This is a genomic window from Dyadobacter ginsengisoli DSM 21015 (assembly GCF_059568735.1).
The window spans coordinates 290,479-314,955 of sequence record NZ_JCANTY010000011.1 but is presented as its reverse complement, the minus strand read 5'-3'; the positions used below and the strand labels follow the sequence as shown (position 1 = coordinate 314,955).

21 protein-coding genes and 1 pseudogene are annotated in these 24,477 nt (G+C 49.4%); 15 read left to right on the top strand and 7 right to left on the bottom strand.

What is annotated here, in order from left to right; all coding sequences use genetic code 11:
- The 4 genes from BP71_RS33645 to BP71_RS33630 form a co-directional block, all read left to right on the top strand.
- The coding region (locus BP71_RS33645; RefSeq protein WP_496386053.1) for a T9SS type A sorting domain-containing protein at window positions 1–894 on the top strand (894 nt) is incomplete at its 5' end.
- A gap of 40 nt (window positions 895–934) precedes the next feature.
- Window positions 935–3,409 (top strand): DUF8693 domain-containing protein, encoded by a 2,475-nt coding sequence (locus tag BP71_RS33640; RefSeq protein WP_496386052.1) that lies wholly within the window; start codon window positions 935–937, stop codon window positions 3,407–3,409.
- A gap of 33 nt (window positions 3,410–3,442) precedes the next feature.
- Window positions 3,443–4,243, top strand: coding sequence for a bifunctional 2-polyprenyl-6-hydroxyphenol methylase/3-demethylubiquinol 3-O-methyltransferase UbiG (ubiG, locus tag BP71_RS33635; RefSeq protein WP_496386051.1), 801 nt, complete (start codon window positions 3,443–3,445; stop codon window positions 4,241–4,243).
- Window positions 4,244–4,440: 197 nt separating this feature from the next.
- Window positions 4,441–5,424, top strand: coding sequence for an aldo/keto reductase (locus tag BP71_RS33630; protein WP_496386050.1), 984 nt, complete (start codon window positions 4,441–4,443; stop codon window positions 5,422–5,424).
- A gap of 231 nt (window positions 5,425–5,655) precedes the next feature.
- Here the strand turns inward: BP71_RS33630 and BP71_RS33625 are convergent, their stop codons facing one another.
- From BP71_RS33625 to BP71_RS33615, 3 genes are all read right to left on the bottom strand, one after another.
- Window positions 5,656–6,498 carry an SDR family oxidoreductase gene (locus tag BP71_RS33625; RefSeq protein ID WP_496386049.1) on the bottom strand — a complete coding sequence of 281 codons (843 nt, stop codon included), beginning with the start codon at window positions 6,496–6,498 and terminating at the stop codon, window positions 5,656–5,658.
- An 84-nt stretch (window positions 6,499–6,582) separates the two neighbouring features.
- Complete coding sequence (locus BP71_RS33620; RefSeq protein WP_496386048.1) at window positions 6,583–7,455, bottom strand: helix-turn-helix domain-containing protein; 873 nt, start codon at window positions 7,453–7,455, stop codon at window positions 6,583–6,585.
- 93 nt (window positions 7,456–7,548) lie between these two features.
- On the bottom strand, window positions 7,549–8,454 hold the full coding sequence (locus BP71_RS33615) for a helix-turn-helix domain-containing protein (protein ID WP_496386047.1): 906 nt from the start codon (window positions 8,452–8,454) through the stop codon (window positions 7,549–7,551).
- A gap of 185 nt (window positions 8,455–8,639) precedes the next feature.
- Here BP71_RS33615 and BP71_RS33610 point away from each other — a divergent pair, with 185 nt between their 5' ends.
- The 10 genes and pseudogenes from BP71_RS33610 (at window position 8,640) to BP71_RS33565 (ending at window position 19,473) form a co-directional block, all read left to right on the top strand.
- Complete coding sequence (locus BP71_RS33610; protein WP_496386046.1) at window positions 8,640–9,092, top strand: cupin domain-containing protein; 453 nt, start codon at window positions 8,640–8,642, stop codon at window positions 9,090–9,092.
- Window positions 9,093–9,122: 30 nt separating this feature from the next.
- Window positions 9,123–9,587, top strand: coding sequence for a nuclear transport factor 2 family protein (locus tag BP71_RS33605; RefSeq protein WP_496386045.1), 465 nt, complete (start codon window positions 9,123–9,125; stop codon window positions 9,585–9,587).
- A 28-nt stretch (window positions 9,588–9,615) separates the two neighbouring features.
- Window positions 9,616–10,248 (top strand): flavodoxin, encoded by a 633-nt coding sequence (locus BP71_RS33600; RefSeq protein WP_496386044.1) that lies wholly within the window; start codon window positions 9,616–9,618, stop codon window positions 10,246–10,248.
- A 4-nt stretch (window positions 10,249–10,252) separates the two neighbouring features.
- Window positions 10,253–10,966: a carboxymuconolactone decarboxylase family protein gene (locus BP71_RS33595; protein WP_496386043.1), complete on the top strand. Its 714-nt coding sequence runs from the start codon at window positions 10,253–10,255 to the stop codon at window positions 10,964–10,966.
- 16 nt (window positions 10,967–10,982) lie between these two features.
- On the top strand, window positions 10,983–11,462 hold the full coding sequence (locus tag BP71_RS33590) for a (2Fe-2S)-binding protein (RefSeq protein ID WP_496386042.1): 480 nt from the start codon (window positions 10,983–10,985) through the stop codon (window positions 11,460–11,462).
- Between the two features lie 17 nt (window positions 11,463–11,479).
- Window positions 11,480–12,121, top strand: a complete 642-nt coding sequence (locus tag BP71_RS33585; protein WP_496386041.1) for a hypothetical protein — start codon at window positions 11,480–11,482, stop codon at window positions 12,119–12,121.
- A gap of 27 nt (window positions 12,122–12,148) precedes the next feature.
- Window positions 12,149–14,305, top strand: coding sequence for a molybdopterin cofactor-binding domain-containing protein (locus BP71_RS33580; RefSeq protein WP_496386040.1), 2,157 nt, complete (start codon window positions 12,149–12,151; stop codon window positions 14,303–14,305).
- A 124-nt stretch (window positions 14,306–14,429) separates the two neighbouring features.
- Window positions 14,430–14,885 (top strand): (2Fe-2S)-binding protein, encoded by a 456-nt coding sequence (locus tag BP71_RS33575; RefSeq protein ID WP_496386039.1) that lies wholly within the window; start codon window positions 14,430–14,432, stop codon window positions 14,883–14,885.
- Window positions 14,886–14,916: 31 nt separating this feature from the next.
- On the top strand, window positions 14,917–17,169 hold the full coding sequence (locus BP71_RS33570) for a xanthine dehydrogenase family protein molybdopterin-binding subunit (RefSeq protein WP_496386037.1): 2,253 nt from the start codon (window positions 14,917–14,919) through the stop codon (window positions 17,167–17,169).
- 36 nt (window positions 17,170–17,205) lie between these two features.
- A pseudogene (locus BP71_RS33565) lies at window positions 17,206–19,473 on the top strand (xanthine dehydrogenase family protein molybdopterin-binding subunit).
- Window positions 19,474–19,497: 24 nt separating this feature from the next.
- On the opposite strand, the gene BP71_RS33560 reads toward BP71_RS33565, so the two are convergent.
- Window positions 19,498–20,607 carry a serine hydrolase domain-containing protein gene (locus BP71_RS33560; protein ID WP_496386036.1) on the bottom strand — a complete coding sequence of 370 codons (1,110 nt, stop codon included), beginning with the start codon at window positions 20,605–20,607 and terminating at the stop codon, window positions 19,498–19,500.
- A gap of 494 nt (window positions 20,608–21,101) precedes the next feature.
- On the opposite strand from BP71_RS33560, the gene BP71_RS33555 reads away from it, so the two are divergent.
- Window positions 21,102–21,500: a hypothetical protein gene (locus BP71_RS33555; RefSeq protein ID WP_496386035.1), complete on the top strand. Its 399-nt coding sequence runs from the start codon at window positions 21,102–21,104 to the stop codon at window positions 21,498–21,500.
- A gap of 168 nt (window positions 21,501–21,668) precedes the next feature.
- Here BP71_RS33555 and BP71_RS33550 read toward each other — a convergent pair whose 3' ends face one another.
- The 3 genes from BP71_RS33550 to BP71_RS33540 form a co-directional block, all read right to left on the bottom strand.
- Window positions 21,669–22,517, bottom strand: a complete 849-nt coding sequence (locus BP71_RS33550; RefSeq protein ID WP_496386034.1) for a DUF6625 family protein — start codon at window positions 22,515–22,517, stop codon at window positions 21,669–21,671.
- Window positions 22,518–22,614: 97 nt separating this feature from the next.
- A complete protein-coding gene (locus tag BP71_RS33545; protein ID WP_496386033.1) occupies window positions 22,615–22,812 on the bottom strand; it encodes a hypothetical protein in 198 nt (65 codons plus the stop codon).
- Window positions 22,813–22,895: 83 nt separating this feature from the next.
- Entirely contained in the window at window positions 22,896–24,443 is a 1,548-nt protein-coding gene (locus BP71_RS33540; RefSeq protein WP_496386032.1) for a cysteine peptidase family C39 domain-containing protein, read from the bottom strand.
- Window positions 24,444–24,477: the final 34 nt, after the last annotated feature.

Below are 24,477 nucleotides of genomic sequence, written 5' to 3'. Positions count from 1 at the left end.
TTGCTGCAAGGCACAGGCCGGATCCCGTCCGCCAATTTTACGGGGGCAGGAGGAACAGTCTCGCCCGGCTATTCACCCGGGACAATGACTTTTAATGGTAACGAAGATTTCAGCAACAGTACCATAGCCATGGAAGTGAATGGAACCGGTGTTGCGGGTACGGATTTCGACCAGATCGTAGTCAATGGAACGGCAACATTGGGTGGTACGCTGGCACTCACTTTCAACTTCCCGATACCACACGACGGCGATGTAGTTACAATTATTGACGCTACTGCGCTATCCGGTACATTCAGCTCGGTAACGGGCCTGCCGGAGCACTGGGATGTAAAATACAATTCGCCCAATTCCGGGGAAGTAAGCCTCGAATATACCAATGCGATGCCGGTAACCCTGGTACGTTTTACTGCAAAAAAGCAGGACAATAGTGTCAAACTGGATTGGCAAACTTCGGAAGAAATCAACAACCAGGGGTTTGAAATTGAACGCAGGCTTGACAATGGAATGTGGGAAAAAGTCGGTTTCGTGGACGGAAGCGGGACCACAAAAGAAAATAACGCTTACGCTTTCCTGGATCTTAACCCTTTATCCGGTATGAACTATTACCGGTTGCGCCAGCTGGATTTCGATGGTAAAGTGGAACTCTCCCGGATTATTGGCGTAAAAATGGACAGTGGGAAACTCCTGAAAATTTACCCCAATCCAACCACCGGAATTATCCATATAGAGGGAGCAGGCTCCAAGATCAGAGTCCTGAATATTCTGGGCAGAACGATGATGAATGGAACAATCGTCAACCAAAAAATCGACGTTTCCCATTTACCCGGTGGCTTTTACATCCTGTCAGTTTCTTCTGACAACAAAGTAAAATCAATTCCAATTGTGAAACAGTAGCACCGAAATCACCGGCTTCGGTGAGCATGTCGAATTAATCATGTATTTACTCAAAGTTATTATGCATAACTATACTTTATCGTCTAATTATCGCCTTCAAAAAACAGCCGGATCCGGAAGAAGCAAATTCAGCTTTAAACTATTTGAGCTATCCATCAGAGGGCTAGTCACTGTTGTACTGCTCTTTGCCAATAATGCATTTGCAGATACTTACTGGCAAGGGGACATCAGCAATGATTGGAACACAGCAGGCAATTGGACGGCTGGTGTGCCCGATGCGTCCGACGTCGTAGAGATCCAAGGTGTGGCGCTGCCCAATGTTAATCCCATTATCACCAGCGCAGCCGTTGCCAAGACTGTTATCGTAGCTTATGGTGGATTTCTCACCATAGCTGTGGGCGGAACTTTGTCCATTGCTGATTCTCCAGCACATGGGCTAGACATTTATTCGGCCTCGTTTGAAAATAACGGAACGTTGAATATCAATAATGTCGCTTTTACTGGTATTGGGATGTTTGATGGCGTTTTTACGAATAAGGGCACGATTAATGTCGGAAATGCAGGGGATATTGGCTATAGCGCTATCGACAGCGACGCCAGCACTTTTGTAAACGAAAGTGGGTCCATTTCCATTAACCGGACCTGTAAGACGGCAACAAACTGCGGAGCAATTACAAATACCGGCTCAGGCAGCTTCACTAACAAGGCCAGCATCACCATTGGCGGGGTTATACCTGGACTTTACGACGGTAAGGGTATTTGGTGCGCCGATGAATCGGTTTTTTTAAATGAAGCTGGCGGCCTTATTTCAATTAGCCAAACGGTCTCGGATGGGCTCTATAATGGTGCGACTTTTACCAATCAGGGATCAATTGATATCGGTGCAGCGGGGGACATTGGCGGTGATGCCATATTCAACCGTGGTTACTTTGACAATACCGCCAGTACTGCCTACATCAATATTGCATCAGATAACGTCATAAACAATGCATTCGGAGAATTCTACAATGGAGGCGTAATCATTGAAAACGCTTCGGGCAATAGCAGCATCACTGAAAACACAGGCGTAGTGCAAAACCTGAATGGCGGCAGTTTCGGAATTCCCTCAGGTCCAGCCGCAATTACGGCGACCGGTCAGATCTGGACGGGCTTCTCCGATGCGGAATGGAATAATCCATCCAATTGGCAAAACTCACTAGTGCCTACGGTAACCGATGATGTGACCATCGCACATGTGGCTACCGACCCCATCATCAACCCCCTTGATGCTGTGGCAAAGTCAGTCACCGTGCAAAATGGCTCTGTTTTGACAATAGGGGGTTCAGGCATTTTATCTATTAATGGCGGGGATGTTCAAGGTTTGTTAAACAAAGGAACGGTTGTAAATAACGGCCTGCTCAAAATTGGTCTCACCACAGGCACTGGAAGCTATGGAATTAGAAATGAGGGAACATTCAGCAATAGTTCGGGGGCGGTGAATATCGACAATGCTACTCATGCAGCGTTGTATAATTTTTCAGGCACGTTCACAAACAGCGCATCGCTCTCTCTTAAAACTGCGGATGCGGCACCCTTTTTAGTCAATTCAGCAGCGGGCACTATAAGCAATGACGTATCCGGGATATTGTCTGGTACCGGTGCAATCAACCCTACGCATTTCACCAACAATGGCGGTGTCCTATCGCCGGGATATTCGCCTGGGGTACTCACTTTTAATATCGGTGTAAATTTAAGCAACAGCACCATGGCCATGGAAGTGAATGGCGCTGGTGTTGCCGGTACGGATTTCGACCAGATCGTAGTGAATGGAACTGCGACATTGGGAGGTACTTTGGCGCTTTCTTTCAACTTTCCGGCGCCGCATGACGGCGATGTAGTTAAAATTATAGACGCTAATGCGCTATCCGGCACATTCAGTTCGGTAACAGGCCTGCCAGAGCACTGGGATGTAAAATACAATTCACCCAGTTCCGGGGAAGTAAGCCTGGAATATACCAATGCGATGCCGGTAACCCTGGTACGTTTTACTGCAAAAAAGCAGGACAATAGTGTCAAACTGGATTGGCAAACTTCGGAAGAAATCAACAACCAGGGGTTTGAAATTGAACGCAGGCTTGACAATGGAATGTGGGAAAAAATCGGTTTCGTGGACGGAAGCGGGACCACAAAAGAAAATAACGCTTACGCTTTCCTGGATCTTAACCCTTTATCCGGTATGAACTATTATCGGTTGCGCCAGCTGGATTTCGATGGTAAAGTAGAACTCTCCCGGATTATTGGCGTAAAAATGGACAGTGGGGAACTCCTGAAAATTTACCCCAATCCAACCACCGGAATTATCCATATAGAGGGAGCAGGCTCCAAGATCAGAGTCCTGAATATTCTGGGCAGAACGATGATGAATGGAACAATCGTCAACCAAAAAATCGACGTTTCCCATTTACCCGGCGGCTTTTACATTCTGTCAGTCTCTTCTGAAGACAAAGAGAAATCAATTCCAATTGTGAAACAGTAAATAAACCTTTAAACCAACCTAATCAGAAAAAACATGGAAAAGATAGCACCGGAAATTTATAACCAGATAGACAACGACCTTTACAACGCGGAAGGTGACCTGTGGTGGAATCCCGAGAATGTTTTGCACATCTTAAAAACTTCTGTAAACCCTTGGCGGGTAGGTGTTGCTACTGATGCGTTGAAGAAGCTGAATTTTGACCCCAAAGGTAAAACAGCCCTTGAAGTGGGTAGCGGCGGTGGAATTCTGACCGAGGAAATTTGCAGGATGGGGTTTATCACAACCGGCATTGAGCCAGCAGAAGAGTCGATACGCACTGCGGCGGGCCACGCCAAAGCCATGGGGCTTGATATCACCTATGACCAGGGTACAGGAGAGCGCCTTCCTTACCCCGATGCGTCGTTTGATTGTGTTTTTTGTTGTGATGTCCTGGAACACGTTGCCGATTTGCCGAAGGTAATTTCTGAAATTTCAAGAGTACTCAAACCCAACGGTGTTTTCCTTTATGACACGCTCAACCGAACATTTGTCAGCAAGCTTGTCGCCATCAAAATCTGGCAGGAGTGGAAACGATGGGCATTTATGCCACCTAACCTGCATGTATGGAAAATGTTTATCAAACCGGAAGAAATAAAGGGACTTCTCGCCAAAAATGGTTTGGAGTGGAAAGAGCATAAGGGCTCCGAACCCAACGTGTCTATTCCTAAAATGCTGGGTTACCTCAGAAAGCGGGTTAAAGGGGAGTGGACTTTCGTGGAACTTGGGCAAAAATTCCGGTTGGTCGAAAGCAACGACATGAATATACTTTACGCCGGGTACGCAGTAAAAAAATAGCGACTTTGTTTGCTTTTTCTCTCACGAATCCCTTTCCGTAATTTGGAAGGGTCGTGAGAGAATTTGTTTGTTAAGCAACCTATCCATCGCAAAGTGGTCAAAGGCGAAACAGTGATTTTGGTAGATAATCCCGTAATTGATATAAGCCTTGCACGCTAAATGTGCGCGAAATTTGTGAGGTCTAAACAACTGGCACAATGGAAAAGAGAAAACTCGGAAAAAGCGGACTTGAAGTATCGGCGATCGGATTTGGCTGTATGGGGCTGAACTACGCTTACAGTCAGACGCTGGACCGCAAGCAGAGCATTGATCTCATACGCGCTGCCGTTGAGCAGGGGGTCACATTTTTTGATACCGCTGAAATTTACGGGCCCTATACGAATGAAGAGCTGGTGGGTGAGGCTTTGGAACCCTATAGAACGGAGGTAGTGATCGCTACCAAGTTCGGTATCACGCTTCAAGACGGCAAGCAGGTCCAGGACAGCAGCGCGGCATATATCCGCCGCTCGGTAGAAGGCTCTTTGAAAAGGCTGAATACCGATTACATCGACCTTTATTATCAGCACCGTGTCGACACGAATACCCCGATCGAAGAAGTAGCCGGCACAATCGGTGACCTGATCGGCGAGGGCAAAATCAAGCATTGGGGACTTTCCGAGGCGGGTACGCAGACGGTTCGTCGGGCACATGCCGTGCAGCCTGTGGCAGCCGTGGAAAGCGAATATTCCTTGTGGTGGCGACGACCGGAAGTGGAATTAATGCCCGCGCTGGAAGAACTAGGGATCGGTTTTGTTCCTTTTAGCCCGCTCGGTAAAGGATTTTTAACCGGAAAGATAACCAGGGATGCCACTTTTGATAAAAACGACTTCCGCAGCATCGTCCCGCGCTTTTCTCCCGAAAACCTGGATGCCAATCAGGGACTGATCGATCTGCTTAATGAGGCAGCTGCACAGAAAGGTGTGACGGCTGCGCAGGTTGCGCTGGCGTGGTTGTTGTATCAGAAGCCATGGATAGTTCCGATCCCGGGTACGACGAAATTGAACCGCCTGCAAGAGAATCTGGGCGCGGCCGAGGTGATATTGTCGGATGACGATCTTGCCAATATCGCCGCAGCCCTCGACCAAATCGAGGTGTCGGGAGAACGATACCCCGAAGAACTCGAAAAACGGACCGGATTGTAGGAGTATGTTTGGCGCTGCCATGGCGGTTGTCTCAAAAGCCCTGGATAGTGCCATTTCCGGAAAGAGTATAGCGGCTTTCATCGCTACCATTGTAGATAATCCCACATTGTATCAAAATGAGAATTTGGGGATCAGTAAGCCGGAGTAAGATGTAAAAACGGTTGCATCGCTGTTCCAGTCAGTTCGAAGATGCCATCAGATGATTTAGCATCTGGAATTCAAGATGAAATGCTAGTCGTCCCCGTATGCGAGCGAGCACGACAATTCCCGATGAGCATTAATTTGCGCCTGGAGTGTTAAGGCCACCTGTTCGGCAGCACCAATGGCATCTGCGCCTGCAATGAAGCGAACCGGTGGGTTTTCCAGGCTTGCAATTTTAACCAGGGCTTGTGCAAGTTTGAACGGGTCGCCGGTTTGCTGGCCATTTGCTCCGCTCCAAAACTGCATTTGTTGCGATCTTCCATGGTCATAATCTTCAACGGAGGCCGCCGCGTAGTGGGTCGATTCTTCGGTGAGAAGTTCCGTCCGGAAAAAGCCGGGATTGACAATCGTGGTATGGATACCAAACTGCGCTACCTCAGCTTGCAACGACTCCATCCAGCCATCCAGGCCAAATTTGGATGCTGCGTAGGCCGAACAAAACTCAAACCCAACCAAGCCGGCAAGTGAAGAAATTGAAATGATTTGTCCCGACCGTTGCCTGCGCATTTGCGGAAGAGTTGCGCGTGTTACATTCATAGGTCCAAACAGGCTCACCGACAGCTGCTTCTCGATTTGCTCCGGTGTCAGTTCTTCAAAGTAACCCGCATAGAAGCTTGCTGCGTTGTTAACCAACACATCGATGCGACCAAACTGCTCCACGGCAGCATTCACCGCCGAAACCGCATCCGATTTACTGGTAACATCTAACTTCACTACCAGCAAATTATCAGATGATCCGATTGCCCCGGCGACCTTTGACGTATTACGGCCTGTGGCAACTACTTTGTGCCCCGCAGCAAGTACTGCCTTGGCAATATCAACGCCCATTCCGCGTCCTGCGCCGGTAATAAGCCAAACTTGTTCTTTTTGCATTATTTTCTTTGCTTTAATAACCCCACAAAGGTCGGGCTCCCTGACGACGAGAAATAAAGAAAAACAAAGAGAAATATAAGAAAATCAAAGATGGGCGACTCGAATAGACCTCGGCGCCTGACCGGTTCTTTTTTTAAAAAAATTATTAAAATAGGTCGGATATTCGAAGCCCAGCGCATAAGCTATTTCTCCAATACTCCAGTCCGAATGCAGCAGCAATGCTTTTGCTTCAGTGACAATACGTTCGGCAATATGGGTGGTAGTGGATTTTCCGGTAACCCGTTTTACGGAGCTGTTTAAGTAATTGATGTGAACTGCCAGGTTTTGGGCAAAGTCCTGGGCTGTTCTCACCCGGAGCGGAGTAGCAGCGCTTTCAATAGGAAACTGCCTTTCTAAAAGCTCAAAGAAAACGGAAGTAATTCGCTCTGCCGCGTTTTTATTCCCGGAATAATTTTCCGCTGGCTGTATTTTCAGCGCCTCATGCACGATCAGGCTAATGTAGTTGCGGATAAGCTCATCTTTGAAGGCATAGGCGGATGTTTGATCTGCGAACATTTTTTGAAAAATCGGCGAAGTAGCATCTTTCTGAGCGCCGGTTAATGCTAAAATTGGTGTCCCGCCGACCTTAAACAACGGCGATTGCAAAAGACTTTCCGACCGCTCATTGAATTGTAAAAATGTCTCGGTAAACAAGCAGGCATATCCATCGGTTGTTGGGGATATGATTTCGCAGGAGTAGGGGATCCGCGGGTTCCCAAAAAACAGGATGGGGCCATCGGTTTCAAAACTCCGGTCCGCATAGTGAAATTTGTATTTTCCGGACGTCAGGCTGATTTTATAAAAATCCTTCCGGCTATAACTATGTCCCGTGGCATTCTGGTCGGTCTCGTACACTTTGAAACCGCTAAGCCTTATTTCAGAACTGAAATCGGTTGTCTTTGGCGTGATATTGCACATGCCGCAAAATTAAGAAAAACAAAGTTTTAGTAAAATGCGCCTGGCATCCCGTTAAACGTTCTTATCGTTCCGTAGCTACCCGATTCCGTTTGCTTAGTTTAAATCTCTCAGCATGCGGTATTCATGGGGTGTTTTGCCGAGGCGCTGCTTAAAAAGACGTGTAAAATGCTGCGGGTACCGGAAGCCCAGCTCATAGGCGATTTCACTCACCGATTTGTCCAGATCGAAAATGCACTCCCGGGCCATGTTGATGATCTTCGCCTGGATGAACTCCTGCGCGGAATTACCGGTCTCTTTTTTTATCATATCTCCAAAATAATTGGCCGACAGATGAAGCTGATCGGCACAATACCCAACCGTGGGCAGCCCGAGCTGGTGCGGCTTATCGGAGTGAAAATAGTCATTAAGTAAGGCTTCGAATTTCTCCAGAATACCCTTGTTCGCCACATCGCGGGTGAGGAACTGGCGGTCGTAAAACCGCACGCAATAGTCGAGAAACAGTTCGATATTGGCCGTAATGAGCTTCTTGCTATGTTTATCGATACGCTGGCTTATTTCGTATTCAATTTTGGCGAAACAGTCTTTGATAATCTGGCGCTCCTGCTCGGAAAGGTGCAAAGCTTCATTTACTTCATAGGAAAAAAAAGAATAATCGCTCATATGGCGGCCGAGCGCCGTGCCATTCAACAGGTCGGGGTGGAATATGAGGGCGTGTCCTTGCGGCTGATAAACGTTGTCGGGGTTGTTTTCGCCGATGGCCTGGCCTGGTGCCAGAAACACCAGCGTGCCTTCCTCATAGTCGTAGGTGTTGAGGCCGTAACGCAGATCACCGCAATGGATTTTTTTCAGGAACACTACATAGAACTCATAAACCATCCGGCGTGATTGCCTCGGATCGGCCTTCGAAAGATCGACTATGCTGACCAGCGGATGGAGGGTTTCGTGATTGTTGAACGCATTGTACTCGCGTATGCTGTTGAACCGGAGGACATTTTCCATAAACCTGAAATTTAAGACTTAACCAAATTTACGGCTTCTCCAGCGACTTGCGGCACCGGCAAAGAGCAATCAGTAATATTGGTAGGTTATACAGTAATCTGTATACAGCAATTAGGAATAATTGCAGGCAACTTTGCATACCGTCGTTTTGTACGTCACAAACCGGCCACTAACAGTTCATTAAAATGAAAAATCTAATCATTCCGATAACTCTTGCATTCGCCGCGTTAGCCATCCAGGCAAAAGGACAGGAAGGCCCTCTTTTCCCGAAAGGAGAAAAATCGCCGAATGTGCATCACGTGGGAAATGTGTGGCTTACGGAAATCAATACGGCCGACAGCGTATTCAGCTACGGAACTTCTGTCGCGATCTTCGACCCCGGTGCACGATTGGATTGGCATTCGCATCCGGGCGGCCAGATCCTCATTTTCACGGAAGGCGTAGGGTATTACCAGGAAAAGGGCAAAACCCGGCAAACCGTTCGCAGGGGAGAAGTGATCAAATGTGCACCCGGTGTGGAGCATTGGCATGGTGCAACACCCGAGAGCGGCGTCACCTACATTGCTACGTCGCCTGCCCAAAAAGGGAAGACCGTATGGCTACACCGCGTTTCCGACGCGGAATATGGCAGCAAATAATCAGTAAAAACCACATAACCGAACAGGCCAATGCAAATCAGAACACCTTTTCTCCTGGCGGCGCTATCGCTGGGATTTTCTCTTCCAATGATCAATGCATCCGCACAGACAACCCGGAATGAGGGCGGTTCAGAGCGGGAGGTTATTAATTTATCCAAAAAGAAATGGCTTTGGATGGCTGATAAAAAAGTCGATACGCTGGCCACGTTGTTCGATGAAAAGGCGGTTTTTGTGCATATGGGCGGCACAATGAGCAGGGAGCGGGAGCTGGACGTGATCAAAAGCGGCGGCATCCATTACAAGCGCGCCGATATCGAGGAAACATCAGTGCGGTTCATCGGCAACACGGCCATTGTTTTGACCAAACTTCGCCTGCTGGCGGTCGTCGGAGGCAATGAAGTTACCAACCCTTTTGTAGTGACCGAGGTATATGTGAAACAGGACAATGCCTGGAAGCTGGGCTCGATGTCGTTTACGAGATTGCTGGGGCAATAGTCCGGAATATTATAAAATGGGATGGCGTATGAAGATATCCGGCTCTGGAAGGCAGTTACTATTGGCTTTTTTGTTTCTGATCTCAGCTTGTTCCTCCGCCCAAAATGAGGGTGTGGAGGTTACGGTTGATAGCGATGCGAAATCGGGAAAAGTCTTGACAGTATACTTATCGAGGACGAATAACACAAAAACGGTGGCGGAAATCATTCAGAAGCACGTAGGTGGGGAACTGGTTGCGCTGGAACTGGAAAGGCCGTATCCTGCCAACTATCAGGCTGCGGTACAACAGGTTGCAGATGAAAACGAGACGGGCTATTTGCCGCCATTGAAGACCAGAATCGATAACATTCAAAACTATGGTGTCGTCTTTATAGGCTTTCCCACCTGGGGTATGAAACTGCCTCCACCTGTGAAAAGCTTCCTGAAACAATATAATCTAAGTGGAAAAACGGTCATTCCTTTTAATACCAACGGCGGCTATGGTATCGGGAGCACCTTCGATACCGTCCGTGAGCTCTGTCCGAATAGTAAGGTCCCTGAAGGTTTCACGACCCGGGGTGGACTGGAGAGAGATGGACAACTATTGATGATCCTTGGAGAAAGGGCAAAACAGACAGAAACCGAAGTGAAAGTATGGTTGCAAAAGCTGAAAATGATTTAGACGCATGGTTCGGATTTTCGTGATAATATCAATCGTCGTATGCAGCCAGGCAATTGTTTACAGTCAAGCTCGTAACAGCGAGACGCTGGACGCGAAACAGGAAAGCATTGTGGCCATTTCGGCGTTTACGGCAAAGGGAGATTTGCCGCGTCTGAGGCAGGCATTTCACGAAGGGCTCACGGCTGGTCTTACTATCAATGAAATTAAGGAGGAATTGGTCCACCTTTCGGCCTATTGTGGTTTTCCAAGAAGTCTGAACGGAATCAACGCATTCAGTGCTGTCCTAAATGAACGCCAATCGAAAGGCATTACCGATGTACCGGGTAAGCCGGCGTCCAAAGTGGCGGATTCAAATAAATATGATACAGGTAAAAAAGTGCTGGAGTCACTCACGGGACGGCCGGAGGTTTGGCCAAAAACCGGCTATGCGGCTTTTTTGCCCGCGATCGATACGCTTTTAAAAGAGCACCTTTTCAACGACATTTTTACACGCGGCGTACTCGATCACCGGCAGCGGGAACTTGCTACGGTTTCTGCGCTGGTCACATTGGGAGGTGTCGAATCCCAGCTGGCCGGGCACATTAGCATTTGTCTGAACCTGGGTTTGACCCGAAAACAGCTCGAACAAGTACTCTCGATCATTAAGATCAAAATAGGGAAAGATCAGTCGGATGCAGGCACGCTAGTTTTAGATAAAGTTCTCAGTGCGACCAGGTAACAAACCACTATTCATCATGGCGAAGATCACATTAAATATCAACCAAAAGGATTACCCGCTCGAAGCGGATCCCCAGATGCCGCTACTATGGGCAATAAGGGACCTTGCGGGGCTAAAAGGAACCAAATACGGCTGCGGCGTCGCGCAATGCGGGGCGTGTGTCGTGCACCTGAACGGGGAGGCGGTACGCTCGTGCGTCACGAAGGTAAGCCGCGCAGTGGGTAAGAAAGTCACGACGATTGAAGGGTTGTCGGAGAACAATAACCATCCGGTTCAGCAAGCCTGGCAGGAAATTGACGTGCCGCAATGCGGCTATTGCCATTCGGGCCAGATCATGTCCGCGGTGGTATTGCTCCGAGAGAAGCCCGATCCGACCGATCAGGATATCGATGACGCCATGGCCGGCAACATTTGCCGCTGCGGCACTTACCTGCGCATCCGCAAGGCGATCCATTTGGCCGCAGATATGCAGAAAAAGAAAGTGAGCCAGGGATAAACCTTAATTCCGTGAAGATGAGACATTCAAAAAGAGGGAAGGGCAAGTTCTTTTCCATACAAACGGCCACCCTATTGTCGGTCTTTCTGTTCATGATTGCCGTTGGGGCAACTGCGTTCAGAAACGACGGACCGGTAGCGGATGAAATAGCGCTCCGGCCGATGGCGCCGGACAGCGTCGGATCGGTGAAGGCATTTGAAACAGTTTATAAAGTGCTGATGAGCCCGCGCTGCATGAACTGTCACCCTGCCGGCGATGTGCCATTGCAGGGCGACGACAGCCATTTGCATACGATGTTCCCGAAACGGGGCGTGGATGGCAAGGGTGTGTACGCGATGAAATGTTCCAATTGTCACCAGGAAACCAACACACCGGGCTTGCACACGCCGCCGGGCAATCCCGACTGGCATTTGCCGCCCGCGAACATGAAAATGGTTTTTCAGGGAAAATCGCCGCATGAGCTTGCCAAACAGCTTGTTGATAAAAAGCGGAATGGGAATAAGGACTTGAAAAAGCTGATCGAGCATGCCGACGACGGGCTGGTGCTTGCCGGCTGGAACCCTGGGGAAGGGAGAACGTTGCCGCCGGTAACGCACGCCGAGTTTAAGAAGGCGTGGCTGACCTGGATCAATAAGGGCGCTTATGCCCCCCGGAAATAACTTCATTCAACAGCAAATAGAAAGGTCATGGACAACCAGACATTATCCAGAAGAAATTTCCTGAAAGCCTCGGGTATGACCGGGGCAGTGCTTTCGCTGGGTTTTTATTGGCCCGAAAATGCGAAATCCGCGAAGGTTATCAATGCTGCGGAAGCCGGTAAATTCGGGGTTGAAATGAATTCCTGGGTTCATATTGATGCATCGGGCAAGGTTACGATCTTCGATCACCGGGCTGAAATGGGGCAGGGTTCCTACCAGGCCGTTCCGCAGATCGTGGCGGAGGAGCTGGAAGTTAACCTCCACGAGATCAATGTAGTTTTTGCCCAAGGTGATAACAAGAAATACGGCAACCAGATCACCGGCGGCAGCTCGACGGTGCGGGGTTCTTATAAAAACCTTTTGAAACTGAGCGCCACCGCCCGCGAAATGCTGGTGCAGGCCGCAGCCAACCAGTGGGGCGTGCCTAAAACCGAATGCTTCGCCGAAGGTGGCCGCGTCATCCATAAACCTTCCGGTAAGAAGTTACATTACGGCGAGCTGGTGGAGGCTGCTTCGAAACTGGAAGCGCCGAAGGATGTAGTTCTCAAAAAACGGTCGGAATACAAGCTGATCGGCAAGCCGCTGCGACGCCTGGATACGCCATTGAAAACGAATGGTACCGCGGTGTTTGGTTTGGACAAAATGATCCCTGGCATGCTATACGCGGCCGTTGAACGCAACCCGAGACTGCGGGGTGTAGTGAAAAGCTTCGATGACAGTGCGACGCGAAAAGTGCCGGGGGTGAAAAATGTCTTTAAGGTTAGAATGGGCGTTTTCAATACCTATCGGGAGGGTGTGGCCGTCGTGGCAGATTCGACCTGGGCCGCCATTCAGGGAAAAAAGGCATTGAAAGTGGAATGGGACGACACAGGCTTCGAACATCTGAATACCGAGGATATTTACAAGCGGCAAGCCGAGGCTTTGCAAACCCAGGAAGGACTGCCATTTAAAAAACAGGGAGAACCTTCCGAAATCATCGCCAAGGCAGCCAAAAAAATCGACGTCGTTTACGAAACCCCCTATCAGTACCATGCGTGCTTGGAGCCATTAAACTGTGTGGCGCACTACCAGGCCGACAAACTGGAAATCTGGGGGCCTATCCAGGCGCCGGAATGGGTACAGGACTACATCAGTAAGGAGATGAGCCTGCCCCGCGAAAGCGTGATCGTGAATATGACGTTTCTGGGCGGCGGCTTCGGCCGGAAGGCATTTATGGACTATCCGCACGAGGCCGCGGTGATATCGAAGGAGATCAATGCGCCGGTGCAGGTGGTGTGGACGCGCGAGGACGATGCTATCCAGGGGCCTTACCGCCCCGGGATCACCTATCGCTGCGAAGGCGTGATCACCAACGGCGAGATCGAGGCATTTAAAGTGAAAATGGCCGGACAAAATAACGACCATTGGCGCGGAGGAAAAAAGGATGTGCCCAACCGGAGTACTTCCGAAGGGTTCCTGAAACCTTATATGGACTCGATTAAAAATCTGGCGATCATGGACGTGCCGTTTGAAACGCCCATTCCGACCATGTGGTGGCGGTCTGTGTATGCCTCGACCAATGGGTTTGCCTATGAAAGTTTCCTGGACGAACTGGCCTTGGAGGCCGGTAAGGACCCGCTCGACTTTCGGCGTGCCTACCTGAAAGAGGATCGCCTGCAAAAGCTGATCGATAAGATCGAAGCCGTGTCGGGCTGGAAAAACCGGAAGAAGGGAGAGGGTTACGGCGTGGCCATTACCGAATGCTTCGCGAGCACGGTCGGGCAGGTGGTCAAGGTATCCAGGGCGGCAAATGGCGGCGTGAAGATAGACCAGGTGTGGGCCGTCATGGATTGTGGCTGGTATGTGAATCCCGACACGATCAAAGCACAGATCGAGGGCTCGGTAGTAATGGGGCTCGGCGCGGCAACGATCCATCAGGTCACTTTTAAAGACGGAAAGGCCGTCGACAACAATTTCAGCACTTACCAGATGCCGCGCATCAACGACGTCCCGCCCATTGAAATACACATTATGGACAATGACGCCGATGCCGGTGGAGTGGGTGAGCCCGGTTTGCCGCCTTTCGCCCCGGCGCTTACCAACGCGATATTCGACCTGACGGGTAAAAGGATCAGGAAATTGCCGTTCAGTTTGCAGACAGTTTAGACAGTTGAAGGTCGTTTGTCGAGAAAACGTGTTGTTGAGGAGCGGGTGTCATCTCCTGTTTTTTTCTTTGAGTCAATAATAATTATATTAGATCTTGTATATTAAATATTAAAATACTACAACATTGGCGAAATTCAGCTTAAAGATCAACGGAAAAATCAGGCAAGTGGATGTGGATCCGGCCACGCCTGTGTTATGGGTCCTGCGCGACCACCTGGACATGCCGGGGACCAAATATGGTTGCGGGATCGCCGCTTGCGGGGCTTGCACCGTTCACCTCGACGGAAATGCGGTCCGCTCTTGCCAATTGCCCGTCTCGGCAGTAGGGAAGGCTTCTGTAACAACCATCGAAGGGTTGTCGGAAAAAGGCGATCATCCGATACAAAAAGCCTGGATCAAGCATGACGTGGCGCAGTGCGGCTACTGCCAGTCGGGTCAGATCATGAGTGCTGCGGCGCTGTTGAAATCGAACCCTAACCCGAAGGACGAAGATATCGATGCTTTCATGAGCGGTAACATCTGCCGGTGCGGCACTTACCTTCGCATTAAGGAGGCCATCAAGTCGGTAGCAAAGAAGTAATGACGGCCTTCACTCCCTACAAAACTCGACTATGAACGATAGCAAAACCACCTATAACCGGCGCTCTTTTTTAAAAGCGTCCATACTTTCCGGCGGCGGCATGATGCTGACTGTCAGCTGGCTTTCAAGTTTTAAGTCCGCCGATCATTTACAGGCATTCAACCTGCCCGCAAAGGGTGCACAGCTCAATGGCTACATTCAGATCACTGCCGACAACGTCGTCAGACTGATTTGTCCCAATCCTGAATTCGGGCAAAACGTGATGACCTCGCTGCCGATGATCCTGGCCGAAGAGCTGGATGTGGATTGGAAAAACGTGGTGGTGGAAATGGGCCCGCACGACAGTACGAAACTGGGCGCGCAATTTACGGGCGGAAGCAACTCGGTGCGCATGTACTGGAAGCCGCTTCGCGAAGCAGGCGCCGCAGCCCGGCAAATGTTGCGGGAGGCAGCAGCCCAAACCTGGGGAGTGCCGGTTGGAGAAGTCACAGCCGAGGCAGGGCTATTGCGTCATGCAAGCGGAAAATCGGCTAAATATGGCGAAATGGCAACCACGGCGGCTACGCTGCCTGTGCCGAAAGACATTAAACTGAAAGCCCCGAAGGATTTTTCGATCGTAAGAAAGCCGACGAAGAATGTGGAGGGACAAAAAATAGTGACCGGAAAACCATTGTTCGGGCTGGATTACCGGCAGGAAGGCATGCTTATCGCCATGATCCAGCATCCGCCGGCTTTCGGAATGAAATTCAAGTCGTTCGATGCTTCGGAAACCCTCAAAATGCCTGGCATTAAAGACGTTTTCAGCCTGAAATTGTATGAAGAAGGGTATGAACAGGCCGGTTTCGATACGCGGACATTCAACGATTTGCTGGTAGTGGTAGGGCGCTCGAGCTGGGAGGTGATGAATGCCCGCAAAAAGCTCGTCGTACAATGGGAAGCGGCGGGAGACTTGAAGGATTCGATGGCCGGCAGGAATGGAAAACGCGAGGTGATCGTTCCGGGAGAGCTCGAAAGTACCAATGCGCAGCTTGAAAAGATGAAGGAATATGCCGGGAAGCCGGCCCAGCAGCTGCGAAGGGATGGTGATCCTGAAACCGCTTTTAAAAATGCGGCGAAGATCGTCGAACGCACGTATACTGCGCCTTTTCTCGCACATAATTGCATGGAGCCGATGAATTTCTTCGCCCATGTTACCAGTGAGAAAGCGCTTTTGGTAGGTCCTTTGCAGTCGCCCGGCTGGATAGAGCCCACATTGACCAAGATTTTGAACCTTCCCGCCGATAAGATCGAAATCCAGATGACCCGGATGGGCGGCGGGTTCGGGCGCAGAGCGTATGGGCATTACCTTACGGAGGCGGCTTTGATCTCGAAAAAGGTCAATGCACCTGTTAAACTCATGTACACCCGCGAGGATGACATGACCTATGGCATTTACCGGCCGATGTACACCGCCACTTACCGGGCGGCGCTGGATGCGAACAAGAACCTCATCGCCTTCCATGTAAAGGGTGGCGGCGTGCCGGAGCATCCCATTCACGCCAACCGATTCCCGGCAGGCGCCGTGGACAATTATCTCGCCGAAGGATGGCAGATCCCGTCCAATATCACCATCGGCGCATTCCGGGCGCCGCGTTCCAACTTTAATGCCGCCGCAGAGCAGTCATTTCTGGACGAACTGGCCGAAGCAATGGGTAAGGACCCGATCGAGTTCAGGCTGGAACTGTTGAAACGGGCGAAGGAGAATCCGGTGGGGAAAAACAACGAATATGATGCCGACCGCTACGCAGGCGTACTCAAACTGGTGCGCGACAAAGCCGGCTGGAACCAGCCAGGGAGTGAGAAATACAGTCGTGGAGTAGCGGCATACTTTTGCCACAACTCCTACGCGGCACACGTGGTGGATATGGTGGCGCGCGACAGCAAACCGTACGTCGAGCGGGTGTTTAGCGCGATGGACTGCGGCATTGTGATCAACCCGGACGCTGCGAAGAATATGGTGCAGGGCGCTGTGGTCGATGGCATCGGTAATGCGTTTTATGGAAATTTGACGATGAAGGACGGGGTACCCGACCAGAATAATTTTGACCGGTACCACATGATCCGCCATAACGAAGCGCCCCAATCCATCGAAGTGCATTTTGTGGAGAATGACATTGATCCCACCGGTCTCGGCGAACCGCCGTTCCCGCCAGTGTTCGGGGCAATGGCCGCCGCGCTGTACAAAGCGACCGGAAACCGTTTTTATAATCAACCTTTCCAACCTGACCTCGAAAAGAGGCTTTAAGATCGTTTACTAGTGATGGTAAATTGATTTCGCATGATGAAAAAAGCTGACAGAGATCTTGACAGGCGTTCATTCCTTAAAGTCACCGCATTGGGTGGGGGCGGCATGTTGCTGGCCATCGGACGGCTGACCGGCTCGGCCGCAGCCGGCATTCCATCGCATGCCGATGCGTGAAGCGGTTTGAATGGCTATGTGAAGATCACTCCCGAAAACGTCATTTACATTATGTCGCCCAATCCTGAGGGCGGGCAAAATGTGAAGACTTCCATGCCGATGATCGTGGCGGAAGAGCTGGATGCGGATTGGAAAAACGTGGTCGTGGAGCAGGCACCGCTGGATACCGACCGCTTCACCCGCCAGTTTATCGGGGGAAGCCAGGCGATCCATCAAAGCTGGCAGCGGCTTCGCACTGCGGGAGCCACGGCACGTCAAATGCTTCGCACGGCGGCGGCAGCGGCATGGAAGGTCCCGGTGGATGAAGTCAACACCAGCGCGGGTGTTTTATACCATACAAAAAGCGGGAAGTCAGCTAAATATGGCGAAATGGCTACGGCGGCAGCACAAATCTCCATTCCCAAAGATGTGCCGCTGAAAGATGTAAAAACATTTACCATCATTGGCCATTCCCAGAAGAATGTGGAGCTGCCCAACATTATCAAAGGCGCACCGCTGTTCGGGATCGACCAGTCGGTGGAAGGCATGCAGATCGCGATGGTCACGCATCCGCCTGCATTTGGAATGAAACTTAAATCACTGGACGACACCGCCGCCCGGAAAATGCCCGGGATTACGGACATTTTTGTGGTTAAATCCATGATGCACGATTACGAAAGGCAGTTTTTCGACACCTGTACTTTCCCGGAAGTGGTGGCGGTTGTGGGGAAAACGACCTGGGAAGTGATGCAGGCCCGGAAAGCCTTGAAAATAGAATGGGAGCCTTCTGCTGAACGGACCGAAAAGCGGCAGGGCAGGAGTGAACCGTGGAAAATCCCCGCCGGACTCGAAAATTCGGACGACCATCTTGCAAAAATGAAGGCCATGACTTCCGGCCAGGCCGCGACGAGGCGAAAGGACGGAGACCCGGATGCAGCCTTCAAAAATGCCGCAAAAGTGATTGAACGCACTTTTACAGGCCCGTTTTTGGCACACAATTGCATGGAACCGATGAATTTCTTGGCAAATGTGACCGACGAAAAAGCCGAACTTTTCGGTCCGCTGCAAAAGCCGGAGTTTACCGAAAAGACATTGGCTGCCCGGCTGAATATGCCTTTGGAGAAAATAGATTTTAAAATGACCAGGCTCGGCGGAGGCTTCGGCAGAAGATCGTATGCTCATTTCGCTCTGGAAGCTGCACTGATCTCTCAAAAAGTGAAGGCACCGGTTAAGCTGCTCTATACCCGGGAGGACGACATGACCGCGGGTATTTACCGGCCCGCCTACACCGTTTATTTTCGTGCTGCACTGGACGCGGATCATCAATTGGTCGGGTTTCACGTCAAAGCGGGAGGCATATCGGAATCACCGCTTTCGGCTAACCGTTTTCCCGCTGGTGCGGTCGATAATTATCTGGCGGAAGAGTGGACATTGGAATCCAATATCACCGTCGGCTCATTCCGGGCGCCCCGGTCCAACTTCATGGCCGCTGCCGAGCAATCGTTTCTCGACGAAGTGGCGGAGGCGGCAGGTAAGGACCCGATCGCATTCCGATTGGAGTTGTTGCAAAGGGCGAGGGAGAATCCGGTTGGTAAAAACAATGAATACGATCCTTCCCGGTACGCCGGTGTGCTGGAACTTGTGAGGGACAAATCGGGCTGGGAGCAGGGTAAAAAGACGAAGAACCTGGGCGTATCGGCCTATTTCTGTCATGACTCCTATGCTGCTCACGTGCTGGATCTTGAAATGAAGGATGGGCAGCCGGTTGTTAAAAAAGTAACTTGTGCGATAGATTGTGGCATTGTGGTAAATCCTGACGCCGCCATGAATATGACCGAAGGCGCGATCGTCGACGGGATCGGCACTGCGATGTTCGGTGAAATGAAATTTAAAAACGGGGTGCCTGACAAGAGCAACTTCGCGCAGTACCGGATGATACGCATGCACGAAGCCCCGAAGGAAATCGATGTCCATTTCGTGAAAAGCGACATCGACCCAACCGGCATGGGCGAGCCTGCCTATCCCCCGGTTTTTGCTGCTTTAGCTAATGCATTGTACAAAGCGACCGGTAAGCGGCTTTATGATCAACCATTCAGCAACTCGCTGAATGCCGGAAGTAATCAAAGAAGCGAAACAGATTCAAAATTTTGACAGGCCCGCGCCGCATTGCCTTACTCATGATTTGTAAAGCAGATCGATCAGTTTTCTCCATTCGAAGTAATCGGAAAGCTCCCCATTCATTAAAATAATCAGGCCTTTTTTCGAAAACGGGTCATAGAGCATGTAGGTGGATATCCCCGGACCGTGGCCGCTATGGCTGTACATGGGTGTTTCCGTGTTAAACAAATACATAAACCAGGTGTGGAAGCCCAGGCTCATGTCCTTGGGTGTGAGGCTCTGAACGGCAGAGGCTTCCAACACGTTTTTGCCCGCGAATGCGCCGTCGTTGGACCAGCACGCAAGGAATTTCGCCAGATCGTTCACGGTGCAACGGAGACTGCCGGCGGGATAGTCCGGAAATGTACTTTGAGGATGCCTCTTGAATTGCCTGAGGGAGTCGGCGTAGGAATACGGCACCGCCAGCCGATTGACCGGAAGGCCGTTTAAAAACCAACCGGATTCTTTCATTTCGAGCGGGTTAAACAAGTGCAACCGGCAGTATTTGTCGAAAGGCATTTGAGCAATTCGTTCAACGAGATAGCCCAGCAGTGCAAACCCGATATTGGAATATCCGAACTTTGTATCCGGCCTGGCCCCGATAAAGTTCTTGCTGCCATGATAATTCCGTCCGTCCGTAGAAAGATAGTCACGGAGAAAGGTCTCCAATGGGATGTCGGCACCCTGGTACTGATTTTCCCAGAAAGGCAGTAAATAATCCATATTGTCGGCAATCGACGAACGGTGACGCAATAGCTGTCTAAATGTAATCGCCACATTCGGGAATAGTGGATTGGATACCTGAAACGGTAAAAAACGGTTGACGTCGTCGTCCAGGCCGAAATGCCCTTTTGAATACAGCTGCATAACAGCCGCAGCTGTGATCGTTTTGGAAATGGAAGCGACGTGAAACACCGTCTGCGCATTGACCGGAATTTTCTTTTCAAGATCCTGGTATCCGTAGCATCGCGACCAGAGAACCTTTCCGTTTTCCACTTTTGCTGCCGCCAGGCCCGGGATGTGCAGCCGGCTCAATTCTTGCGTTATAAGTGAATCAATTTTTGGGGTTTGTGCTGTGCTTATCTGAAATGAAGCTGAAAACAGTAAAGTGAGGAAAACGTGTCTCATTGAAGGATGTTGAAGATAAAACCAGGACACTTAACGGTAAGAAACCGACCCATCAACGTGCGGGTGCCTGAGAACCCGGCCTCAAAAAAAGGCCAGGCGTATCAGGCTCAAAATGTCAAACGACAGGGTGGCGAGCTTAACCCAAAAGGTGGAGCGCTTTTTATTTTCCATAGATATGACAGTGATTGTTACGCAATATTTAACTTAAAAACGATGCGGACAACGATTATTTTATAAACGGTTAAACTGCGATAGTTAGCCGACTGTAACCTGTAGTGCGTTCATTTTCAAATACTAACGTTCGGTTTTGAACGCTGAAAAACGCCGGTAAGGCAAATTTAAAAATAGCTTTATATTGTTATAAGTATCTGATATTGAGTGCTATGAATGGTTTTTGGTTTGCTTTATTTTCTTTGGTACAGACCTTGGCACGTCCTTTTTTTATTTAGAGTCAACTGTGCATTTGTACAGATCCATCTTAAATAAATATAGCCATGAAAATCTCGATTGTTTCAAACCTGATCTGCGCTGTGGCGCTTACTTTGTCTCTTACCTCATTTGCAGCAGACAAAAAGAAAAACAATGAAGAAAAGGAAACTGCCAGTGCGGTGACTTTTGACGCAGCATTGTACAAAATCAACAATACCAACAAGGTAACCCTGGCGGTAGACAAAAACGCGAATGACAGGCTGCGTGTGGTCCTGAAAGACAAAAGCGGCAAGATCTATTATTCGGAAGTTTTCAATGAAAGAAATTCCAAATACCGCCGGGTATTTAATCTGGACGAGATGGGCGACGGTACTTATTACTTCGAGCTGTTCCATAAAAAGAACAAGCTCATGAAGGAAGTAAATATTCAAAGCACCAATGCCAAAATGATTTCGCTGCAATAATCTGAAAGGAAATTGATAGAATGAAAAGGGGGTGTCTCGACATCCCCTTTTGTTGTGTTAAGCAATGACGATTTAGTTAAACACACCCCGATATCCGGATCGCATTATTCCGATGCTCCGCGAAACGATTTCGAGGAGTAAGAATGATTTTACTCCTGTCAGTATCGGTCAAAAATAGATTCGTGTGGGGCTGATATTGAATTGATCGGGGATATTTTTTGGGGATGTCCGCGGTGTGTACACTCTTTTTAGCATGTAAAGATGGTACAGCATTGCTTCGAATTGGTTGTTGTAAATGAGCTTCCCGTTCCTGAATTTGATTTTTCCCGTAATTCCTTCGATCAGCAGGAAATCGAAATGCGCTTTTATTGCCCCGGTTTGTTCTGCCTCTCGAATAATGTGGGTGTAGCTGTAAATTTCGGTATCAACTTCCCAAATCGACTTTCCGGCATTCAAAAGAGGCTGTACGAAGTTGCATTCGTCGAAACAATAGTGGGTTGAACCGGACAATACCTTTTCAATGTCTTTGCTTTTCCGGAAAAGGTTGTTTACCAATGAATTGTTTTTAAATACAGAAAAGCAACCCGTGGTGAAGTCATGTCTGACGCTGATATAATCGTAATCGGCGTCAAAAATATCATCCAGGAAACAGCGAAGATCGCCATATATCACATCGATATCACTTTGCGCCCAGTAATCGTATTGGTGCAGGAGGTCATTAAAGATCAGACCGAACATAGGTTTAAAGTCGCACACTTTATAGCCATTGGTGACCTGTGTTGCTATGCCGAGTTTGGATGAAGCCAGATCGTTGAATTCGGCGATGCTCATTTTAACGAACGTGACGTTCTCAGGTGCGTCCGTGTGCGCAACGAGGTGGTCGGAAATCACATAGAAATCAATACTAGGATTGAACCGGCACGAATGGAGAAAATAGTTGAAATACCAGGGCATTGGTCCAAAATAACAAATGATGGTACCGACTCTTTTTCGACCGTTTGTAAGTTGGTCTGTCATTCGATATGCCAATAAAGTAAGCTTGCCGTAATCCACAGACCCGGCAAGCTTACAGGTTCAGATTAGGAACAGTTTAGGGAAATCCCCGTGCATATATCTAGCCGATGTATACGCAGATATTTCCATTCCAGGTATCACAATATCTTCCCTGACAACATGCATCTCCCTGACCAGGCGAAGCCATGGGGTTGCAATTGGGAATGGATTCACAGCCTTGTCCGGAACCAGCCATGATCTTTTTCATCTCGTCTCTGGTGAGAGATGTCAACACATTCTTCAAACTGATCTTTTTCATTGTATTGATTTATGTAGTGAGCTTACATCTTAAACCCTGTAAGCGTAGGTTCAATTAACAGGTACTGTTTTGAATAATTGATATTAAACGGATAATAAATGCTCTAAATCGGTGAGTTTGTATTGTGTGGGAAGCTTCCGTCCATTAAAGAAATAGGTTGGGGTAGCGGTAATATTGTTGGCGCGGGTCCACGCAAACATGGCCTTGATCTTTTCGTCCTGTTTTTCGAGGATTTCTTCTTGGAGAGGGTGTAAAGCGGAAAAATTTTCGAAGTTTTTGTTTTTACTGAAATACCATTGGTCCAGTAATACTTTCATCTCGGGCAGTTCGGCAGTTTCAGCAGTTGCCATAAAATGCCTGACCGGCTCCCGCCCCGCGTCGAGGTGCGACACCGAGGAATTATAAATGATCTGAATACGGGCATTTAAGTTTTCATCCAGGATCCTGCTCAGATCCTTGTGCGCTTCCGCGCATGGGTTGCAATAAGGATTACAGATTTTCAGGATGGTGTTGGGAGATTGCAGATTACCTAATGTGATGCCCAGCCCTTCAGTGCCCGAAACGCTGGTTTGTTTATTGAGAATGGATTCAAATATTTCCCGGTTGTTTTTTAGTCTCGTCAGCTCGTACTTATACGACTTTGATTCATGATTTTGAATCAGTACCGGCTTCAAAAGAAACCATGATGCGGCAATAAGCGAGAAAATCAATATAAGATTGAGAACGGGGATTATTGCCGACGAAAGCTGGGGGAAAGTAGCCGACGTGGCAAATTGACCGAGCATGGAGCCTGTCAATTCCAAGAGCAGCAGCCCCATAACCGACAGGCAGAGTACACACCATTGCCTGATTACGAGCCCTTGATAAGAAAGCGAGAAAACAATAAATGGCAAAGCCAGTAAATTGAGCCACGCCACATAATGGATGTATTGTGGGAAACTAAGCAGGTAAAGTAAGCTGGCAGTAAAATAAAACCAGCCCACTTCACTCCAGCTGAGCCAGGTGAATACCTTGGAGCGGTCGGAGTTGAGGATCGCATTGCAGTCTGTCTTTTTGCCACTGCCTCCCATGCAAAGTTTCTGAATGGCCGGGTTATACTTATCGATCTCAAACCAGAGCAGCACACTCGTGATGCCTATCCCGGTCAACTTGGCCAAAATCAGTATGCCGTAACCCATTGCAGAACGGGCGTCTGTGGCAAGCAGGTCCAGGGACAATGCAATGATCCCGGCTAATGAGGCGAGGAAAATGAAGGCAGGGATCAGGCCTCTTTTTTGCTTCCTTTGTTCCTGGCGATAATTTTTCTCCCCCGCGTCTGCCGCGGCTTCCGCGAGTAACACCACGCCGTCCCACGATTGAAGAAAATCCTTCCTGTTTACGGTCCGGTTTCTGCCGTTTTCGTCCGAAAGCACCACGTGATCATCCGTAACGCCGACCACGACCATAAAATCGCTGTGAGAATGCGCCATAAATGGAACGGAAACCGCATCAAGCTGGGCGGTTTCGACTCGTACCGCCGCGTTTTCAACTTTCCAATGGTGCAGACAGTCGCTCACGGCGAGCAAACTGGGGTAATCCGGGTGTGAAAGAATACGGTTTTCCAGCGTGCGTTCCGACACTTTTACATTCATAGCTTTCAGGAACCGACTGACTGTTCCAACAACA

Bases quoted from the DNA above. Each gene is read 5' to 3' on its own strand.
- BP71_RS33625 (WP_496386049.1), bottom strand. From the start codon at position 6,498: ATGCAAAAAGAACAAGTTTGGCTTATTACCGGCGCAGGACGCGGAATG.
- BP71_RS33605 (WP_496386045.1), top strand. From the start codon at position 9,123: ATGCAAATCAGAACACCTTTTCTCCTGGCGGCGCTATCGCTGGGATTT.
- BP71_RS33550 (WP_496386034.1), bottom strand. From the start codon at position 22,517: ATGACAGACCAACTTACAAACGGTCGAAAAAGAGTCGGTACCATCATT.
- BP71_RS33640 (WP_496386052.1), top strand. From the start codon at position 935: ATGTATTTACTCAAAGTTATTATGCATAACTATACTTTATCGTCTAAT.
- BP71_RS33585 (WP_496386041.1), top strand. From the start codon at position 11,480: ATGAGACATTCAAAAAGAGGGAAGGGCAAGTTCTTTTCCATACAAACG.
- ubiG (WP_496386051.1), top strand. From the start codon at position 3,443: ATGGAAAAGATAGCACCGGAAATTTATAACCAGATAGACAACGACCTT.
- BP71_RS33560 (WP_496386036.1), bottom strand. From the start codon at position 20,607: ATGAGACACGTTTTCCTCACTTTACTGTTTTCAGCTTCATTTCAGATA.
- BP71_RS33595 (WP_496386043.1), top strand. From the start codon at position 10,253: ATGGTTCGGATTTTCGTGATAATATCAATCGTCGTATGCAGCCAGGCA.
- BP71_RS33630 (WP_496386050.1), top strand. From the start codon at position 4,441: ATGGAAAAGAGAAAACTCGGAAAAAGCGGACTTGAAGTATCGGCGATC.
- BP71_RS33540 (WP_496386032.1), bottom strand. From the start codon at position 24,443: ATGAATGTAAAAGTGTCGGAACGCACGCTGGAAAACCGTATTCTTTCA.
- BP71_RS33590 (WP_496386042.1), top strand. From the start codon at position 10,983: ATGGCGAAGATCACATTAAATATCAACCAAAAGGATTACCCGCTCGAA.
- BP71_RS33620 (WP_496386048.1), bottom strand. From the start codon at position 7,455: ATGTGCAATATCACGCCAAAGACAACCGATTTCAGTTCTGAAATAAGG.
- BP71_RS33545 (WP_496386033.1), bottom strand. From the start codon at position 22,812: ATGAAAAAGATCAGTTTGAAGAATGTGTTGACATCTCTCACCAGAGAC.
- BP71_RS33580 (WP_496386040.1), top strand. From the start codon at position 12,149: ATGGACAACCAGACATTATCCAGAAGAAATTTCCTGAAAGCCTCGGGT.
- BP71_RS33600 (WP_496386044.1), top strand. From the start codon at position 9,616: ATGAAGATATCCGGCTCTGGAAGGCAGTTACTATTGGCTTTTTTGTTT.
- BP71_RS33570 (WP_496386037.1), top strand. From the start codon at position 14,917: ATGAACGATAGCAAAACCACCTATAACCGGCGCTCTTTTTTAAAAGCG.
- BP71_RS33610 (WP_496386046.1), top strand. From the start codon at position 8,640: ATGAAAAATCTAATCATTCCGATAACTCTTGCATTCGCCGCGTTAGCC.
- BP71_RS33555 (WP_496386035.1), top strand. From the start codon at position 21,102: ATGAAAATCTCGATTGTTTCAAACCTGATCTGCGCTGTGGCGCTTACT.
- BP71_RS33615 (WP_496386047.1), bottom strand. From the start codon at position 8,454: ATGGAAAATGTCCTCCGGTTCAACAGCATACGCGAGTACAATGCGTTC.